The sequence below is a fragment of the Hyphomicrobium sp. genome (genome assembly GCF_047600905.1).
GTDB lineage: Bacteria > Pseudomonadota > Alphaproteobacteria > Rhizobiales > Hyphomicrobiaceae > Hyphomicrobium_B.
Genome location: NZ_JASGKD010000001.1, coordinates 3,630,594 through 3,648,347 on the forward strand (window position 1 = coordinate 3,630,594; position 17,754 = coordinate 3,648,347).

The 17,754-nt window shown below is 56.5% G+C and carries 16 protein-coding genes; 8 read left to right on the forward strand and 8 right to left on the reverse strand.

All coding sequences use genetic code 11. From position 1 onward, the window contains the following. Positions 1 to 37: 37 nt before the first annotated feature. Positions 38 to 856: a ribonuclease HII gene (locus QM780_RS17395; protein WP_415071692.1), complete on the reverse strand. Its 819-nt coding sequence runs from the start codon at positions 854 to 856 to the stop codon at positions 38 to 40. A gap of 107 nt (positions 857 to 963) precedes the next feature. Between QM780_RS17395 and arsC the strand changes: the two genes are divergently transcribed. Continuing rightward, the gene (arsC, locus tag QM780_RS17400; protein WP_415071693.1) at positions 964 to 1,377 is read left to right on the forward strand and encodes an arsenate reductase (glutaredoxin); all 414 of its coding nucleotides are present in this window, start codon (positions 964 to 966) and stop codon (positions 1,375 to 1,377) included. A gap of 119 nt (positions 1,378 to 1,496) precedes the next feature. Further along, positions 1,497 to 2,882 carry an NAD(P)/FAD-dependent oxidoreductase gene (locus QM780_RS17405; RefSeq protein ID WP_415071694.1) on the forward strand — a complete coding sequence of 462 codons (1,386 nt, stop codon included), beginning with the start codon at positions 1,497 to 1,499 and terminating at the stop codon, positions 2,880 to 2,882. Positions 2,883 to 3,041: 159 nt separating this feature from the next. Here the strand turns inward: QM780_RS17405 and QM780_RS17410 are convergent, their stop codons facing one another. Next, complete coding sequence (locus QM780_RS17410) at positions 3,042 to 3,989, reverse strand: polysaccharide pyruvyl transferase family protein (RefSeq protein ID WP_415071695.1); 948 nt, start codon at positions 3,987 to 3,989, stop codon at positions 3,042 to 3,044. 253 nt (positions 3,990 to 4,242) lie between these two features. On the opposite strand from QM780_RS17410, the gene QM780_RS17415 reads away from it, so the two are divergent. After that, the gene (locus tag QM780_RS17415; RefSeq protein WP_415071696.1) at positions 4,243 to 5,034 is read left to right on the forward strand and encodes a glycosyltransferase family 25 protein; all 792 of its coding nucleotides are present in this window, start codon (positions 4,243 to 4,245) and stop codon (positions 5,032 to 5,034) included. Positions 5,035 to 5,104: 70 nt separating this feature from the next. Here the strand turns inward: QM780_RS17415 and QM780_RS17420 are convergent, their stop codons facing one another. Together QM780_RS17420 and QM780_RS17425 are read right to left on the reverse strand one after the other, a co-directional pair. Beyond that, positions 5,105 to 5,704 (reverse strand): GNAT family N-acetyltransferase, encoded by a 600-nt coding sequence (locus QM780_RS17420; protein ID WP_415071697.1) that lies wholly within the window; start codon positions 5,702 to 5,704, stop codon positions 5,105 to 5,107. Positions 5,705 to 5,780: 76 nt separating this feature from the next. Further along, positions 5,781 to 6,941, reverse strand: a complete 1,161-nt coding sequence (locus tag QM780_RS17425; protein WP_415071698.1) for a hypothetical protein — start codon at positions 6,939 to 6,941, stop codon at positions 5,781 to 5,783. 375 nt (positions 6,942 to 7,316) lie between these two features. Here QM780_RS17425 and QM780_RS17430 point away from each other — a divergent pair, with 375 nt between their 5' ends. From QM780_RS17430 to QM780_RS17440, 3 genes are all read left to right on the forward strand, one after another. Then, on the forward strand, positions 7,317 to 8,474 hold the full coding sequence (locus QM780_RS17430) for a Mur ligase family protein (protein WP_415071699.1): 1,158 nt from the start codon (positions 7,317 to 7,319) through the stop codon (positions 8,472 to 8,474). Positions 8,475 to 8,754: 280 nt separating this feature from the next. Next, positions 8,755 to 9,846 carry a glycosyltransferase family 4 protein gene (locus QM780_RS17435; RefSeq protein WP_415071700.1) on the forward strand — a complete coding sequence of 364 codons (1,092 nt, stop codon included), beginning with the start codon at positions 8,755 to 8,757 and terminating at the stop codon, positions 9,844 to 9,846. Between the two features lie 143 nt (positions 9,847 to 9,989). Continuing rightward, complete coding sequence (locus tag QM780_RS17440; RefSeq protein WP_415071701.1) at positions 9,990 to 11,270, forward strand: hypothetical protein; 1,281 nt, start codon at positions 9,990 to 9,992, stop codon at positions 11,268 to 11,270. Between the two features lie 61 nt (positions 11,271 to 11,331). Here QM780_RS17440 and QM780_RS17445 read toward each other — a convergent pair whose 3' ends face one another. The 4 genes from QM780_RS17445 to QM780_RS17460 all read right to left on the reverse strand — a co-directional run bounded on the left by QM780_RS17445 (position 11,332) and on the right by QM780_RS17460 (position 15,581). Further along, positions 11,332 to 12,360, reverse strand: coding sequence for a hypothetical protein (locus QM780_RS17445; RefSeq protein ID WP_415071702.1), 1,029 nt, complete (start codon positions 12,358 to 12,360; stop codon positions 11,332 to 11,334). Between the two features lie 146 nt (positions 12,361 to 12,506). Continuing rightward, positions 12,507 to 13,466, reverse strand: a complete 960-nt coding sequence (gene fcl / locus QM780_RS17450; RefSeq protein WP_415071703.1) for a GDP-L-fucose synthase — start codon at positions 13,464 to 13,466, stop codon at positions 12,507 to 12,509. A gap of 54 nt (positions 13,467 to 13,520) precedes the next feature. Next, positions 13,521 to 14,621: a GDP-mannose 4,6-dehydratase gene (gene gmd / locus QM780_RS17455; RefSeq protein ID WP_415072074.1), complete on the reverse strand. Its 1,101-nt coding sequence runs from the start codon at positions 14,619 to 14,621 to the stop codon at positions 13,521 to 13,523. A 594-nt stretch (positions 14,622 to 15,215) separates the two neighbouring features. Continuing rightward, positions 15,216 to 15,581 (reverse strand): hypothetical protein, encoded by a 366-nt coding sequence (locus QM780_RS17460; RefSeq protein WP_415071704.1) that lies wholly within the window; start codon positions 15,579 to 15,581, stop codon positions 15,216 to 15,218. A 12-nt stretch (positions 15,582 to 15,593) separates the two neighbouring features. On the opposite strand from QM780_RS17460, the gene QM780_RS17465 reads away from it, so the two are divergent. Then, on the forward strand, positions 15,594 to 16,562 hold the full coding sequence (locus tag QM780_RS17465) for a glycosyltransferase (RefSeq protein WP_415071705.1): 969 nt from the start codon (positions 15,594 to 15,596) through the stop codon (positions 16,560 to 16,562). A gap of 19 nt (positions 16,563 to 16,581) precedes the next feature. Further along, entirely contained in the window at positions 16,582 to 17,751 is a 1,170-nt protein-coding gene (locus QM780_RS17470; protein WP_415071706.1) for a glycosyltransferase family 4 protein, read from the forward strand. Positions 17,752 to 17,754 lie beyond the last annotated feature (3 nt).

Consider the following 17,754-nt stretch of genomic DNA (forward strand, 5'->3'; position numbering starts at 1 on the left):
CTGCCAACGGCATGACTCGATACGCTTAGCAAATTCCTTAGGACTCATTCCTGGACGTTGGCCAGGGCGGAAGGGGAGGCAGCCCGAGCACTTCGCGCACGGCGGAAAAAGAGCGGCGATGCTCGGGACAGGCGCCGAGCTTCTTGAGAGCAGCTTGGTGCGCAGGCACCGGATAGCCTTTGTGCGTGGCGAATCCATATCCGGGATGTCGGCGATCAATCTTGCACATCATCGCGTCGCGTGAGGTTTTCGCGAGGATGGACGCCGCGGCGATGCTGATGCTTTTTTCGTCGCCTTTGACGATTGCCTGTTGAGGTATGTCGATGTCCTCGAGACGGCGCGCGTCGAGAAGGAGATGGGCGGCCGCCTGACTGAGACCTTCGACCGCTCGTCGCATCGCGAGAATACCTGCCCAATAGATATTGATGCGATCTATTTCCTCGACGTCCGTGAAGGCAACGCACCAAGCCGTCGCTTTAGCTTTAATTTCGACGGCAAGCTCGGCGCGCGATTGAGGATCAAGCTTCTTGGAATCATCGATGCCGATAATGCGCGTGTTGGGCGGCAGGATTACTGCGGCTGCAGCCACGGGGCCGGCGAGGGGACTCATACCGGCTTCGTCGACGCCCGCAACGTTCAGGATATCGTTTTTCCAGAGCACCGTTTCGAAACGCATCATCTTGCGCAGGCGCTGCCCCTCAGAGCGGTTGCCGAACCGTCTCTTCGACACCGCCTGAAGAATAGCCTTTGCGCCGGCACGACTATCGTTGCGCAGCGCCTCTTCGACATCGGCTTCGAGAGGGCGTTGGTCGACAAGGTATCTTTGACGCAACTCTGAGAGTGAATATCTCGTCAACGACATCTTTCCTGGATTAGATCTTGGCTACCGGACACTATAGCGTGGGAGCGGCGGAATACCGCCATCCATCCGTTGCATACTGCAACACTTCCGGCGGAGTAAGCATGACCATCACCATCTACCATAACCCCGCTTGCGGCACGTCGCGTAACACGCTTGCAATGATCCGGCAAAGCGGTGAGGAGCCGGAGATCATCGAATACTTGAAAACGCCGCCTGCGCGCGCAACGCTGGTTGATCTGATGAAACGCATGGGCGTCGGTCCGCGCGAATTGCTCCGCCAGAAGGGCACACCCTATGGGGAACTTGATCTCGGCAATCCGAAGTGGTCCGACGATCAGCTGATCGATTTCATGATGAAGCACCCCATTCTCATCAACCGGCCGATCGTGGCGACGCCGCTGGGTGTGAGGTTGTGCCGGCCGTCGGAGATGGTTCTTGAGATTCTGCCGAACTCAAACATCGGCACATTTACCAAAGAGGACGGCGAATTGGTGCCGGCGAAGAAGAAAGATTGAATGAATAGAAGCGGCGCGCCCTATTGCGATCGCGGGTGGGCGTGATGGGGCTGGGAGAGTTCGCGCTGCTAACCGGCGACCGCATCGCTCGTGGTGGGTAGGCGAAATATGAAATTTGCATGATGGAAGCGAAAAAGCGGATGCAGCTCGCGAATGAGCAGGCGACTTATCTTCCGACTGCGCGCGAACTTGCGGATGGTTCTGCGCGCGCGTCGGCTCGGCTCTCGTTCTCGCCTTACTGGTGGGAAGCCGTTTCGCGAGAGGCGGAAGATGGCGACAGTTTCCTCCCACGGCGATGCGACGTCGTCGTTGTCGGATCGGGCTTTACCGGATTATCGGGTGCTCTGACGCTGCTTCGAAACGGCAGGCAGGTCGTCGTCATCGAGCGTGGACGCGCAGGTTTTGGCGCGAGCACGCGCAACGGCGGGCAAATCGGCAGCGGCAACCAGAAATTCCGAGTCAAAAAGCTTATCGCGATCAGAGGTCGCAAAAAAGCGGAGGAGATGCTTCGCGAGGGAACGAGGATGCTGGATCACATCGCAGCTCTCATTTCCCAAGAGAAGATCGAATGCCATTTCCGGCGCTGCGGACGTTTCCGCGCTGCGGTACGTTCCGAACATTATGAAGCGATGGCGCAGGATATGCGCGATTTAAAAGACATCGCGGGTGTTGAAAGCAGCATGGTTCCGCGTTCAGAGCAAAGCGCGGAGATAGACACCGACTGCTTTTTCGGCGGCTCGCTTCTGCCGAATGACGCTTCGCTGCATCCCGCACTTTATCATGCCGGCCTGTTGGACAGGATCAAAGCCGCGGGAGGGAAAGTTCTCGCGTATACGCCGGCACGGCATATCACCCGAGCCGGCCCCGATTTCCAAGTGGCGACCAATCGTGGCGTCATCGTCGCGAAAGACGTCGTCATAGCAACCAATGGCTATACCGATGGGCTCGTTCCGGAACTCGGTCGGCGGATCGTGCCGATCGGGTCAGCGCTCATCGCCACGGACGAGCTACCTGCAACGTTATTCGACAGGCTGCTGCCGCGCAATCGCGTCTATGGAAACACAAATCGTGTTTTCTTTTACTTCCGGGGTGCTCCGGACGCGCGTCGCATTATCTGGGGCGGCCGCGTGGGGCGTCTCGTGCCCGCTCAATCGCTCGCAGCAGTTCGGCATCTTGCCGGGGACATGCTTCACGTATTTCCCGACTTGAAGGACATTGCGATCACGCATGCGTGGGATGGCCAGATCGGCTACACATACGACGAAGTTCCGCACATCGGCTGCACAAGAGATGGGATCCACTACGCGCTCGGCTATTGCGGCACCGGTGTATCGCGCGCCACCTACTTCGGAACGAAGATCGCCTTGAAGGTTCTGGATAAGCCCGAGGGCCGCACTTCATTCGACGATTTGACGTTTCCTGCATATCCGGCACATCCAGTGGCGAAGCATGCGGTGCCGTTCGTCGAAACCTGGTATCGCATCCGCGATGCCGCAAATTTCTAATTGCATTGGAGGCAAACATGGCGGGCGGGATGTCAATGCACTGCGTTTGCCGAAAATATTCAGCCCAGCGAAGATCGATGCCGAACTATCACTCGACTGATTTGCGGTAAGCCAGGTGATAGCGAACGCAACGCGGCGCGATGGCGTCACGGCATTTCATCAGCGATTGCGGGTGAGCCGATGAGCGTGGCCCGCGATCCTTTGCAAGAACGGTTTCCTGCGTGCAGGCTGGTCTGAGATTTTTTCGCCGGCGGCGGAGTCAAATGTCAACCAATCGAAGCCGCGGAGGCTATGGGCGTAGATTCCACGGTTCTTATTATAGGAATTGTCGAGAAGCCGGCATTGTTTGCCGAGCAAGGCGCAGGCAATCGCGACGTGGAGCCGGTCGGTCACGACGCGTTGTGTGACCGAGATGGTTTTGAGGAAGCACCATGCGGCAATTTTGGAAGTTTCGGCGTCGGCAACCCTGCCGAACGCTCTCGATACATCCAGATCGGTTTCAACCCTGGACGATAGCGCTTCGCGATCGGTCCGCATGAAGCGGACGAGTGGCAGCTCGGAAAGCCGCTCGAGGCTGGTGTTGTGATCGCGCAGACCGGTTTCGAGCAACGATTGGGCTCTTTTCCGATAGTCGGGATCAGCGAGAAATTCGGTGGCGTCGCAATGAAAGGCCATATCGTGGCCGAGCCGGCAATCCAGATCGGGTCTCAATTTCCGGACGTGCTCGAATGAGTGTAGTTCGCGGCACCATATCGTGAAGCGATCATCGAGCGATTGGATCAAGTCGATATTGCCCCTGATGGTATGAGGCAGGAGAACGACGCGCGCGCCATTTGAGCGGGTGGCTTCCAGTGTCTCTCGCATGCCGCGATAGATATCGACGAGATTTCCGCCGCCGCCGAGGAAGACCGTACGATCGTGAAAATCCGCTGTGTCGTCGACGACCTCGACGGCGATTCCCGCTTTATCGAACGCGCTGAGCGTGGCCGCGAAAATCAGGCAATCGCCGACGTTGCCCTCATTGGGGATGAAGAGGACTTTCTGACCGGCGAAACCAGCGAGGAAGCTTTGCATTTCGGAGCGCAACGGGGCTGCGAGGTCAGTCATCGGGCGGATATGATCATTCAGTTGAAGACTTCGCTGCCATGATAGCGCCGGCGGAGATCTTCGCCAGCAGTCTCTCAAAGCGCGGGACTGCACAATGTTTTTTGCGGGCACGACAGGAAAAAAGCATATTCCTCGCGCTCGGCTAACGTTGATAACTTTTTTCGATGCTTGGCTCAGGGAAGCCGGGTAGGCTCAGCATTGGGCATAGGGGGCAATCGATTCGACCGCCGCGCGCGGTAAACGAGAGAAAATAATGACGAACCCGGTTCGCCAGTCGGCCATCGCGGCCTTCTACATCAATCTCGACCGCGATACGGATCGACGCACGCGGATGGAGGATGAGTTATCGAGCGCCGGTATTTCGGCGGAACGTCTTGCTGCGGTCGACGGACGCAACGTTCCCGATTGGCTTGCCGCTTTCTATGACGGGCGAATGGGTCCAGGCGAGGTCGGATGTTCGGCTAGCCATCTTTCGATCTGCAAGCTCGTTCTCGATAGGGCTCTGCCGTTCGCATTGGTGCTGGAAGATGATGCGCGCATTGAGGGCGATTGTCTTGCCGTGGTCATGAGGGCCGTACGTTCTGCTCCGTCGGGCTGGGATGTCATTCGGCTCATCGAAGCATCGCCGCGACCCACTCAATTGATCAGCCGTCTTTCCGAAGGGCGATCGCTTGTTCGCTATCTGCGAGTACCAAGGAGCACGACGGGCCTTGTCGTCAGCCAATCCGGCGCCCGGAAGCTTTTGACGCCGCGGCTTGTCAAAGAACCTATCGATGTCGAGATACGCTGGCCGTGGCAGCTCGATCTCAACGTCTATGGTATCGATCCACCTCCCGTCGCACAGGCAAGCGGAGTGGAGGTCGCAACGACCATCCCGTCGAGAAGCCGGCCACAGAAGTTCAATCAATTCAGACGAATGCTTTTCAATATCCGGAAGATGGGGCTTGGCCCTTATCTCGCGTGCAGTTTCAAACGCACGTCCAAACCTCAGCAGGATTTGCAGAATTTCATTCGAGGGTCGGAGCCGGTCGCTCCATCGACTTAAGCTTGCCATGCTTCGGGCGGCAGCGGCGCCGGCGGCTCGGCGCAGTCCTGCATCATCTCCGATAGATTGGCTATTGCGGCCGGCGAGATTCTTCCAGGCTTAGACGTAGATGCGTGAGCGTGTCGTGTTCGCGGAAGCCGCGGTGTATGGCCCAGACCTCGCCCTGGCCGTTGTGATGGAAGCGGTGCAGGGAGTGCCGGATCGGCTCGTGCCCCATGATCTGATATCCAAACGTTCGCTGATACCAATTGACCGCTCGAGGATCATCGCTCCACGTATGCACATCGATGGCGCCGCATTCCCGCATTTCATCGAGCCGGCGCTTCTGCAGCAGTTTTCCGACGTTTCGTGCTCGACCGGCGTCGGTAACCGAGATCAGCACGGTCTTGGCGGATCGTGAGGAAACGTCACGCCAATCCCAGCAGCAGAAGCCGAGGATATCTTCGCCGTTGTCGGCTATCCAGCATTTGTCCGCCAAGTCGATATGGGAAATCGCGTTGCGAACGGTCAGAATCTCGTCGTCATCGAAATCCGAATCCGCGCGTTCCGTGTCTCCCCATAGAACGTGGATGTTGTAGTATCGCAGACACTGAAACACGCCGCCGAGATCGGAATATTCCGGTCGTCGAATTGCGATGCTCTGTTCGAGGCGTGGCTCGCTTATTGTCATATTTTCCCCGTCGTGGTCTGTCGTTGCATGACTACACGGTGCACACTGATTATTTTGTGTTCGACAGCATCAGCTTCTAACATGCCATGGCTTCGCGAACGCGCCGATGCCACTTGGCAAGTTTTTTCCGGTATCCAGATCGGCGAGCGCTGCTGCGCGCGATCAGTCGATCGACCGCGGCCGCGAGTTCCTGGTCCGTGATGTCCCGGCGCAGCTCTTTCATAATCGAAATCAAATGAGGTCCAATGACGGGCAATCGATCGACGCGCGTTGCGAGCGGCACGCGCTGGTCGAAGGCCTCGCAGCGATCGAGCATGCCGGCGTTGGCAAATGCGATCATGGTTCGAACGCATTTCTCGCAATGAGAACAGTTGCCAGTCGGGGCGTTATTCTCGTGGCAAACACGGACGTAGCGCAAGGCGAGATCGTTGGTGGCGATGGCCTTCACTTTGCCGTTTCGCCGATGCGTCGCATCACCGTGCCGGATCTCGACCCCGGTCGAAGACCACAATGGATCGAGGTCCCAATGCGATCCCCACGGCTTCGGATCGTGATAGGGATAGCTTGCAGGTAGCGTGAGAGTGGCGATTTCACCGGTGAGAAGATGACCGACGGCGGCCAATGCGCCGCCATGGCTTTTCTCCCAGGAGCTTTCTCTGATGCGTGGATGCTCGCGCAGGTTCGTCGTGATCACGACCGGCTTGGCGCCAAACGCCTTGGCCGTCTCGTAGAAACCCGGAAGGAACGCTTCGAGGCGCTGCGTATCATGACGCTGGATATCGTAGCCGTGAACGAATACCAGCAAGTCGGGCGATGGCGACGAGGTGATGAGCTCGTAATACGAATCCACGCCGCCGGTGAAGCACTGTGCTGAGAGCGTTGGCCGCGCGAGCAACGGCCGAGCTTCTTCGCGGGCTACGATGCGAGCGCCCGGAAATTGCCACCAGACGTTCAACTGGTCCTGTGCGCGATCGGAATTTTCAAGCCAGACCGGATCGACTGCGCCTTCGATGAAGAGATCGCAGCCTTTTGCGGCAGCAGGCACGAGCAGTGCGGACGCAAATGCTTCCGCGCGCGCCGACAAGCGGATGTCCTGCGACGAGAACCAGATCGGCTCGCCGTCGACGTCGGCTGTCACAACAGACGAACCGTTGCTGTTGTTCCCAAATCTCGGGACGCCAATCCTGATCGCCGGATTGGACGTCTGGCTGCAGGAAACGTCGTATGGGCGGCGCATGGCTTTGTCCGTGGGTCTCGATCAGAAATGTACGAGGTAGTACCAAAAGCCATTGTCACAATACTGTAAGGGATGAGAATATTGTGCATACGACGGCAGTGGAGATGTGTTCATTCGTAGGCGTTGTAGTTGTGCACTAGCGCCGAACATTGTTCGGAAAGAGAACCTTCGCATTTTTTAGTGTTTCGGAAGCGGCGCGTGGTGACTGGCATCGGAAAAGTGCCCCATCAAATCATTGAGCAATTTGGTAGCGCGATAGGCGGTATCCGCTCGCGATGGGACGGGATGCGGGTTGGGCGTCGCGCACTCAAACGCCAGATCCAGAAATTGGAGGCGCATGTCCGACGTCGTCGGAGCCCCGCCCAGTTCATCGCGGTGACTGGAAGCAGCGGCAAGACAACGACGGTCAGCCTGCTCGCGCATATTCTTTCCAGCCAAGGCCAGACATTCTGTCAGGTCTTCGGCAATGGGATCGAGGATACGACAAAAACAATAAAGGAATCGCAGAGGTCCGATAAGTTTGTCGTGATGGAAGTCGGAACTGCGAGGCCCGGGCAAATCTTTCCGCAGGCCAAACTTGTCAGGCCCAACATCTCGATCGTCACCCTGGTTGCGCTGGAGCACTACTCAGCATTTCGTTCCGTCGAAGCCGTTGCGAGCGAGAAGGCACAACTCGTGCGAGTCCTGCCCCGTGACGGAGTCGCGATTCTCAATTTCGATAACGACTTCGTGCGGGCGATGGCAGCCGGTACGAAAGCACGAGTTGTGGGGTTCGGCATTGAACATGGGTCATACCGAATAAGCGATCTGCGGATCGGGTCGGATGGCCGACTTTCCCTTACGCTTCAGCCACCGTCAAAGGCATCCCTCCGCATCGAAACTCAGCTGCTTGGAACATACAGCTGGTTGGCCGTCGCCGCAGCGGCGACGTGCGCCCTGGAACTGGGTGTAAGCGCTGAAGTCGTCGTCAGCCGCATTGCATCGTTCACGCCGGTGCCCGGTCGAATGAGCGTCCACCAAATTGCGCACGGTCCGAAATTCATTCTCGACACGACAAAAGCGCCTTGGTTCAGCATGTCACTGCCTTTCGGAGTGATATCCAAGATCGTTGCGCCGCGCCGGAGAGTCGTAATCGGTCAAATCAGCGATTACGCCGGCAATCCAAAAGCGAAATATCGAGATGCTTACCGCGCCGCGCGGGAGTTTGCCGCCGAAGTCATATTTATTGGTTCGCATGCGCATCGGGTGAAGCCAGTCGAGGACGATGTCGCGCAAGGAAGGTTTCGCGTCTTTTCGAGCGTGCGCGATTGCGCCGACTACGTGCGTGAGACGGCGATTGAGGATGAAGTGATATTCGTCAAGTCATCCGGCAATCTTCATCTCGAACGGCTGTGGCTGCACTGCGCCACGGATGTGCAGTGCTGGCCGACAGAGTGCGGCTTCAACAGCCGGGCCTGCGTCCATTGCCTTCCCGACAAGCCGTTCGCCGAACATGGCAAGTTCAAATATTCGAAGTCCAGAGTAAGGCTTTAAGCGAGGATTTCCGCTTGCTAACGAAATGTAGGCTGTCGCCGGATAATCTCGCACGCGTCACATGTTGATCGAGTTGTTTTTCAGATAAGACTCGACTATGCACGAAGGGAGGGCTTTCGACGGAAACGTCCGACCCGTCAGTTAGCAACGTGTCAAGTTCTTGGGCACGCGCTCGACCAGACTGTAATGCTTGCTGCGCTAAGTTATCGACGCCAGTCCTCTGCTGCGTTATTGGATGGTCGAGGATCTCATACAGGAAGACATGCGAATTCTTTGCTTCATGCCCCGCAATATGAGATTTGGCCCATCGAACGCGACCTCGATCGATCTTTGTGTGCATGATCTCATTCTCGCCAGCCGGTATCGCGAAGAGACGAGGATTCTTTGCTGCGAAAATGAGACTTTGTTCTCTGGCTTGGATATCGTGACGTATCCGCCCTCGACCGATCGACACAAGGCGAGAAAAATCAAGTTTGCGCTCGGGCAAGCGAAAGCTCGTGCCGTCGACCTTATCGTCGTGCAACAGCATCTGCCGACCGCCGCAGCCGTGGCACGGCGATCGTCGACTCCGGTCATTCTGCACAAGCACAACCTGACGAAGCCGACACCGGCGACAGGTTTTTTAAACCGACTGAAGCGTATCTGGCGGATCCGTCAGCACAATGCATTGGCGGGCATTATCTTCGTCAGCGAAGCCTGTAAGGACGCATTCCGCGCCGATTGGCCCGAGATCACGGCGCCAATGGCCGTTGTCTACAATGGCCTTGATTTCCGCCAGTGGAATGCGGACGGCCCCCGACGCAACGAAATAATCTGTGTGGGGAGGGCTGCGCCGGAGAAAGGTATCAAAGAAGCGGCGGAGGCAGTCGTCAGCGTTCTTAAGACAGAGCCTTCATGGTCGGCGCGTTTTGTTTTGAGCGAGTCTCATCGGTTCGCCAACTATTTGCGACTCGTAACCGAAACTTTGCAACCGCTCGCAGATCGCGTGAGCATCGAACTCGATCAAACTCTTCCCGTCGTTCGCCGTCGTTTGGAGGAAGCCGCCATCGCCATTGTGCCGTCGCGATGGGAGGAACCGTTTGGCCGAACTGCACTCGAAGCCCATGCGGCAGGATGTGCTGTCATCAGTTCCGGCACCGGGGGATTGAAGGAAGTGAGCGGTGGTCATGCGGTCTTGTTGCCCGAAAGGTTCACAGCGGGCGACATTGCCGAAAAGCTGAATGCCTTGATCGGCGATGGGGCCAAACGCGAGGCGATCGCGCGCGAAGGGCGGGCCTATTGCGAAAGGCGGTTTGCGCTGGATGAAATCTCGGCGAGCGCGGATCGGTTTTATGAACAGATCTGTAAGCAGGTGCCACGTAAGGCAGCATGAGCCAGGGATCGCACCGTTTTCCCGGGCTTTCTAGCGCAAGGTCGAGGCCCAGGGCTCTACACGCCGGTGCGGCTACGGAGAGGTTGGGGACAAAACTTGCATTTTATTTGATGGGAAAAATGTCGCCTACTACGATCCGGCCAATGATGCTCGAAAATCAATGGAGGTTCCACACCGAGAGTGTTGTGGATCCCGTGGGCCGGGTTTTAAGCGCGTCCAATAGGATTGGACGCGCCATCAATAAACCGTTTGCCGACGAAATTCGAAACCTAGTTCACCTTGCTGAAAAGCGGAAATGGTTCGACCACGGTCTCGTAAATACTTGGATCGTCGATGATACGATCGACGGGTATGGCCTGGTGCTTGAGCACGAACGCATCCCGTATGTAACCTACCGCAGAGAGTGGCCGGCGTTGGCGCTGCAGCGGGCTGCGTTATGTACGTTGGATCTGGCAATTGCGCTTTATGCTGACGGTTATGCGCTGAAGGACGCGCACTGCTGGAATGTGCTTTTCCAGGGGACACGGCCGAAGTTCGTCGATTTCGCATCCATCAGGCCAATTCGCGAAATGAATGCTCATGCCTGGATGCGGGAGTTCCGAAACTATTTTCTGGCGCCGCTATGTCAGTTTTCTGAAGGGAAGCCGGACCTTGCGCGGGCACTTACCCAGGAGCACCTGAGCGGCACCGGCCTTTGGATCCTCAATCACGAGCCATCGCGTCTTGTCTCGTTGCCGTCGGCCAACGAATACACGATTGCTGCTCTTGAAGCATTGAGGAAGTCCGTTGCCGATCTCAAGTTTTCGAAGCTGGGCGGGGCATGGGGTAACTACGAACAGCCTGCCGCATCAAACGATGGGCTACGGCAAAAGGACGTTCAGGTCGCGCAGATTCTAGATAGGCTCAAATTCTCGTCTGCGATCGATATTGGCGCGAACCGGGGGCTCCATTCGTTTATGTGCGCCGATCGAGGCGCATCGGTGGTCGCTTGTGATATCGAGGAAGGCTGTCTCAACGATATTTTCCTAGAAGCGGAAGCGAGAAACGCTTCCGTCATGCCGACGTATTTGGATCTAGTAAATCCCGCCGGAACATCAGGAGCGTTTGCAAGCCAGCCGTCCGTTAGCGAACGATTGAGGTGCGACCTGGTCATTGCGTTGGCGATCGTGCACCATATCTGCTTCCGTCGCCGCTATTACGTCGATACTTTCGTTCGGAGCATAGCAAGCTTTTCCGATGAACATGCGATCGTTGAGTTTGTGCCCGACTCCGATTTTCACGTGGCTCAATGGAGATTGCCGCCTCTTGAGGGATATTCGACCGATGAATTCCGGCAGACGCTCCTGAAATATTTCAGACAGGTTGAGGAAGTGCCTATCGAGCCTGAGCCACGGTGCTTGTTCGTTTGCAGCTCTAAAATCTGATCGTCGGCTGGCTAGGCACGCATCTGATTTCGCTTGTATCGAGCGGCGGACTCGCGCTCGGTCAGAGGGCTTCGAGCCCGCCCGTTTCGACGTTGATGACGGGAAGTCCGGCGATCTCTCTGACCCGATCTGAGCCGGAGAGGAAATTGAGGCGGCCGGTTTCGTCACGGCTTTCGCGGTATTTGGAATCTGTGAATGTCTCTTCGAGCGATCTTTCGAAGACACGATTGTTGAGGAGGTCGCGGCGAACGAAGAAGGCGTTGTTGCCGGCGTTGTTGGTGCCGACGAGCGCGTAGCCCCAGGACGCCGCCAGATGAACCAGGGCCTTGAGGCTCGCGCCCCAATAAAGGTTCGAGTGGTGCGCGACCGTCCTCTGGAAGTTGTCGCTATAAGGGACCGTTATGGCGCGGTCTCGGCCGAAGACGGCGTTGTATTCCATGATGAGGATGCGCGGACGCCAAGTTTTTTTCAGTTCCGCTGCGACCCAATAATCGACGCCGTCGATGTCTATCGACAGAATTCCAACATCGGTGTCAAAACCGCTTTCGGCCAAAAGACTCGCTATGTTCTCACGCGTTATGAATGCGCAGTGGGCTTGAAGCGAATATTTCCAGGATTCACCCCATGAGTTCAGGCGACCGATGTTCTCGGGCGAGCCGTCAATGACGAAGCCGCTCCAGTTACGGTCCTCCAGCAGAAAGCGACAGTTTGCTTCGGAAAAGTCTTCGACACCGAACTCGATGAAGGTGTGATTTGCGATGTCGAGGTTCTCGACGAGGTAGTTGATAATGCCGTCTTCGCCCCACTGCGAGAAAATCCGAAATTCGGAGTCCTGCAGGTTCGACGAACCGCGGTTGACGGTCTTTAGAATGGCGCCCTGTGCGAGCAGCAGCCGTTTTTCGGCAGCCTGAAGCTGATATTGGAGACTTCCGATCTGGGCCCGCAATCCTTCGTTGGCGGCGACCGCTTCAAGGCCGCCCAGGCGGCCATTGAGTTCGAGGATGGCAGACTTCAACTCGCGAAGGTCATCACGCACATCGCTGCGGAAATTAAAGACGCTGTGCCTGAATTTATTCAGCTGCTTCAGCATGATCGCGACAACCTACCTGACATCCTACACCGCGAGCGGTAAACGCTCGCGTGACGCGGACCCGACGAAAGTCGCTCAATTCAAGTACGTTTTGACGGAATGCAAAAGGGCTTTTGAACAGTCGTCCACTGTTCTTGTAAGGGCTCTTAGGCGCTTATGCCTTGACGGGCTAAATCGACGTTATCGCGATACCAAGCATATGCGTTTTCCAGGCCTTCGCGGAGGCTATATTTCGGCGACCACCCGGTCGCAAAAAGCCGAGAAACGTCCATCAACTTGCGCGGTGTTCCGTCGGGCTTACTGGTGTCCTGGACCAGCCTGCCCTTGAAGCCTACAACTTCGCAAACGAGTTTTGTCAGTTCCAGGATCGTGAGATCCTCGCCCGATCCGACATTGATGTGAGACGCTTCCGAGTAGGTTTTGAGCAGATGAACGATCGCATCGGCGGCGTCGTCGACGTGCAGGAATTCGCGCCGAGGCGAACCGGTTCCCCAAACCGTTAGCGTCGGGGCGTTCGCGATTTTGGCTTCATGGGCTTTGCGGATCAAAGCCGGGATGACGTGACTGCTCTGCAAGTCGAAATTATCGCCGGGTCCATAGAGATTGGTGGGCATTGCCGATATGAAGTCGGCGCCGTGTTGACGGCGATAGGCTTCGCACATTTTCAGGCCGGCGATTTTCGCGATGGCATACCACTCGTTGGTGGGTTCGAGAGGGCCGGTCAAAAGCGAATTTTCGGGAATCGGCTGAGGGGCAAATTTTGGATATATGCATGAGGAGCCTAAGAAGACGAGCTTCTCGACACCTTCACGAAATGCCGCCTCGATGAGGTTCGCTTCGATGATCAGGTTGTCATAGATGAAGTCTGCGGGATAGCTGTCATTGGCGAGGATGCCACCGACCTTCGCGGCGGCGGCAATGACGGCTTGCGGTTTGTTCCGCTTCATCCAAGTTCGAACGGCCAGTTGATCGCGAAGGTCAACCTCAGCGCGACTGGCCGTCAGAACCTGGCATGGTTCGTCCGCCAAGCGCCGCACCACGCCTGCTCCAACCATTCCGCGATGGCCGGCAACGAAAATGCGTTTCGAAGTTATGTCGTATGGCATTTGTGCTCGCGCATCGATGTGTGTGTCGACTTTGCCACCCGGTTTCCGATCCTGCTAGGCCGAGCGATCGTTCCGCCAACTTTCGCGCTCTATAAAAGCCAGGTCTGCTGCGACCATCTCCGATACAAGCTGGCGGAATGTCGTCGTATGTTTCCAGCCGAGCTTGGCAAAGGCCTTCGATGCATCGCCCAACAGCAGGTCGACCTCGGTCGGGCGAAAATAGCGCGGATCGATGCGCACTAAAACTTTGCCGTTTTTGGCATCGCGACCGATTTCGTCGACCCCATGGCCTTCCCACGCAACTGTGCGCCCGACCTCGGAAAATGCCAGTTCGACGAACTCGCGGACGGCGTGTGTTTCGCCGGTGGCAAGCACAAAATCATCGGGTTCGTCGTGTTGCAGTATCCGCCACATGCCTTCGACATAGTCGCGGGCGTGGCCCCAATCTCGTTTGGCGTCGAGATTGCCGAGAAAAAGCGTCTCTTGCATGCCCCTTTCGATGGCGGCGACAGCGCGGGTGATTTTGCGCGTGACGAATGTCTCGCCGCGGACAGGGCTCTCGTGATTAAACAGCGTGCCGTTCGAAGCGAACATGCCGTAGGCTTCGCGATAATTCACGGTAATCCAATAGGCGTAGAGCTTGGCTGCCGCGTACGGCGAGCGCGGGTAGAACGGCGTCGTCTCATTTTGCGGAACCGCTTGGACCTTGCCGTAGAGTTCCGACGTCGAGGCCTGGTAAAAGCGCGTCGACTTTTCCATTCCCAGAATTCGGATGGCTTCAAGGATGCGCAGGGTACCGAGCGCGTCGGAATTTCCGGTGTATTCCGGCGTTTCGAAGCTCACCGCGACGTGGCTCTGTGCGGCCAGGTTATAGATTTCGTCAGGCTTCACTTCCTGGATCAGGCGGATGATGTTGGTCGCATCCGTGAGATCGCCATAATGCAGGTGAAAGCGGGTTTTGTGCTCGTGGGGGTCTTCGTAGAGATCGTCGATGCGCTCGGTATTGAATGAAGAGGAACGCCGCTTTACGCCATGGACGGAGTAGCCTTTGTCCAGAAGCAGTCTGGCCAGATAGGAGCCGTCCTGGCCGGTTACTCCGGTGATCAGGGCAATCGGTGATTTCGACACGTTCAGACGTACCTCGTCATTTCGCATTTCGTCCATTGCGGACCGAAAATCATAGAAATTTCAACTTGCCGCAGCGGCATGAGTAGATCAAGTTCTTGGAACCCGCGCTCTAGCTTTGGCTCGGATCGCCAGTGCGAGGCTTGGTGCCGCAGATGATGTGCTTTCATTTTGGCTGAGATGTCAAAAGCAGAGGGGGTGAAGGCAAGTGATCTTAGAGCCACGGTTCTGCGAGAACCGGCCATTTTTGAAGACTGCGAAATGGTGCGACATACGCCTTCCGTGTTCAATTTGAATAGCGGCTATTATGGATCTTCTGCAAAAACCTGTGCACTACATGTGCTGAGGAATCTTTTGCTGCGATCTGAGGTTGACGGTCGTCTCTAACGGCGTCTGTCATGGCCTCTTACGGCGCGAATTTGAGGGAGTTCACCGAGCGTTGGAAGCATCTTCATGAGCGGCATGAACGATCCGGCTGCTTCGATGCAGGTCGAATTGTCTGCGAAGGACGATCGGAGCGCTAGGCGTGCGTTTCGAGCGGTCGTAGGAGACACGGTTACCGAGCAGCTGCGGCAGACAGCTCATCACTTGCGCGACGGACTTCGGGTCGTGCGGCGCGGCAAGTTATTTCGTTCGGCCGAACTTGGCAGCAATGGTGGAAGCCCATTGATCCTCGACGGTTCCCGGATCAAAAAGATCGGGGTGTTGCGCAAATGGGCGCATGATTTTCGCGATCTTAGCAGGGCGGCGCGGCGCCAACGTCGGAAACAGCAGGCAGTCGCAGCTCTTTCCAATATCAGTGATGGAGAGTTCATCCTTGTCGTCGCCGAGCTCCTTTTTCAGGGTCGTGGCGCCAGGCCGGAAGATCTTGCGCAATTCAAGCAGTTCCTGCGTGAGGATCCCGCTCGACGTTATGAACTCATTGTCAGGTTGCTCGGTGAGCATCTGATCCGTCTCGAACATGGCGAGCATCTCGAGCTGAACCCGCATAGTGTCCATATCATGGGGACACGTATACGGCTCACCAAAGAGATATGGGAAGCACGCGCCGCCGAATTGGGCTTAGATGTACGAAGCGATAAACGAGGGGTGCCGCTCTCGGAACGCAAATTTCAGCACACAGGGCAATATGAGGTCTCGGCGATTGCCAGCCTCTATAAGGGACGACGATACCTCGAGAAGTTTCTCGATAACATTACCGCCCAGACGATCTTCGATCGCAGCGAGCTCATCATTATCGATGCCAATTCGCCGGAGGGCGAGAGCGAGCTGATCGCGCAATACCAAAAGGTCTATCCGAACATTGTCTACAAGCGCGTGAATCATCGCATCGGCATCTACGATGCTTGGAATGACGGCGTAGCACTGGCGCGGGGCCGGTATCTGACGAATACGAATCTTGATGATCTGCGAAGGTCAGATTCATTTGCGCTTCAGGCTGCGGCTCTGGACAAATTTCAGTTCGCGGACGTCGTGTATCAAGACTTCCTCTACAGCTTCGATTCAGACTTCGATGTCGAAGATGTCGCGAAAATGGGCTTCAAAAGCGAGGTTCCGATCGTAACCGCGAATAATCTTCTCCGGTTCAACTCGCCGCACAATGCCCCGATGTGGCGCGCCCGACTTCACGGCGAGGTTGGTCTCTTCGACACGTCTTTCAAATCGGCGGGCGACTACGAATTCTGGTTGCGGTGTTTGCTGAATGGGAAGCGCTTTTACAAGCTGAACGCGCCTCACGTCGTGTATTTCCAGAATCCGGAGGGCATTTCGACATCGCCGCAATCGAGAGGCATCGTCGAGGCTCGGCAGGCACTCAATATGTATGGGCGCAAATTGACTTCTCGGTACTTGAGCAAGTCACGGTCAGATTTTGCGGCTGATATCGGCGTTGAGCCGGAGTGGTCCTGGGAAACACCACTCTATAATGTCGTCCAGGATAAGCTGGTCGGTCTCAATCGCCAATTTCGATAAATTTCGGATTGTCGCGAGAATGGCTAAGGGCGCACGGATGAAGTTGTTGGTCGACGGCGTATTTTTTCAATTGGCCAATTCCGGTATCGCGCGCGTGTGGCGTTCTCTGCTCCCACGGTTGGCGACATATCCGGATATCGAAATCTGCTTGCTGGATCGCGGTCGAGCACCCGAGGTTCCGGGAGTTCGGCGGATCGATTTCCCTGCTTATACCATGACAGATACGGCCGCAGACTCTCTGCTCATCGAACAGATAGGCGAAGATTGGGGTGCCGATATTTTCTCATCAACTTACTACACGACCCCTGTCTCGATTCCGTCGGTCTTGATCGTGCACGACATGATCCCGGAGCTGTTCGATTTCGACATGGCGGATCGCATGTGGCAGGAAAAGGCGCTCGCAATCAGCTTCGCGCGAAGTTTTCTCTGCGTCTCCGAAAATACGAGAGACGATTTGCTGAAGCATTATCCGGATTCGGCGGATAGATCGGCGATTGTCGCCCGATGTGGATTGGATCACGATGTCTTCAGGCCGCAGCGCGATGTCGATGTTCAGGAGTTCAAGCAAGAGTACGGACTGAAAAAGCCGTATTTTCTGCTGGTCGGCTCACGTGAGCAGCACAAGGGCTATAAGAACGCGCGCTTGTTGTTCGATGCCATCAAGGAGAAGCGCGTCAACGAATTCGATATTCTCTGCGTCGGCGGCGAACGCGAATTGCAGCGTGGCTTCGTCGCTGGACTGCCGAAAGGTGTCGAGGTGAGAAAGATTGAGGTAGACGATCGGATACTGGCGCGAGCGTACGCGGGTGCGCAGGCTTTGGTATTTCCCTCGTTGTATGAAGGTTTCGGACTGCCCGTCGCCGAGGCTATGGCCTGCGGTTGTCCGGTGATCACGACGGCGCTGGGTTCGTTGAAGGAAGTGGCTGGGGATGCCGCCGAACTCATTTCCGGTCGCGATCCCGGCGAACTAGCGAAGGCTCTTGATGCCGTAAGAGAGCCACGCCGCAGGGCCGAGTTGATCGCGCGCGGCTATGAGCGAGCAAAAGCTTTCGATTGGGATACCATGGCCAAGAAGTTTCATGATCTTCTCGGTGCGACCTTGGCCGGAAGCAAGGCGCAGACGACGCAGCGGTTTCTGGCCGAGTGGAAAAGGCTGCGGGAAATTCAGGCTGCCGTCGATATTCACTAGTCA

What these genes read in the sequence shown, in the direction of transcription:
- arsC (WP_415071693.1), top strand. Translation starts at nt 964, where the DNA reads ATGACCATCACCATCTACCATAACCCCGCTTGCGGCACGTCGCGTAAC.
- QM780_RS17405 (WP_415071694.1), top strand. Translation starts at nt 1,497, where the DNA reads ATGATGGAAGCGAAAAAGCGGATGCAGCTCGCGAATGAGCAGGCGACT.
- QM780_RS17410 (WP_415071695.1), bottom strand. Translation starts at nt 3,989, where the DNA reads ATGACTGACCTCGCAGCCCCGTTGCGCTCCGAAATGCAAAGCTTCCTC.
- QM780_RS17415 (WP_415071696.1), top strand. Translation starts at nt 4,243, where the DNA reads ATGACGAACCCGGTTCGCCAGTCGGCCATCGCGGCCTTCTACATCAAT.
- QM780_RS17420 (WP_415071697.1), bottom strand. Translation starts at nt 5,704, where the DNA reads ATGACAATAAGCGAGCCACGCCTCGAACAGAGCATCGCAATTCGACGA.
- QM780_RS17425 (WP_415071698.1), bottom strand. Translation starts at nt 6,941, where the DNA reads ATGCGCCGCCCATACGACGTTTCCTGCAGCCAGACGTCCAATCCGGCG.
- QM780_RS17435 (WP_415071700.1), top strand. Translation starts at nt 8,755, where the DNA reads ATGCCCCGCAATATGAGATTTGGCCCATCGAACGCGACCTCGATCGAT.
- QM780_RS17440 (WP_415071701.1), top strand. Translation starts at nt 9,990, where the DNA reads ATGATGCTCGAAAATCAATGGAGGTTCCACACCGAGAGTGTTGTGGAT.
- QM780_RS17445 (WP_415071702.1), bottom strand. Translation starts at nt 12,360, where the DNA reads ATGCTGAAGCAGCTGAATAAATTCAGGCACAGCGTCTTTAATTTCCGC.
- fcl (WP_415071703.1), bottom strand. Translation starts at nt 13,466, where the DNA reads ATGCCATACGACATAACTTCGAAACGCATTTTCGTTGCCGGCCATCGC.
- gmd (WP_415072074.1), bottom strand. Translation starts at nt 14,621, where the DNA reads ATGCGAAATGACGAGGTACGTCTGAACGTGTCGAAATCACCGATTGCC.
- QM780_RS17460 (WP_415071704.1), bottom strand. Translation starts at nt 15,581, where the DNA reads ATGCGGGTTCAGCTCGAGATGCTCGCCATGTTCGAGACGGATCAGATG.
- QM780_RS17465 (WP_415071705.1), top strand. Translation starts at nt 15,594, where the DNA reads ATGGGGACACGTATACGGCTCACCAAAGAGATATGGGAAGCACGCGCC.
- QM780_RS17470 (WP_415071706.1), top strand. Translation starts at nt 16,582, where the DNA reads ATGGCTAAGGGCGCACGGATGAAGTTGTTGGTCGACGGCGTATTTTTT.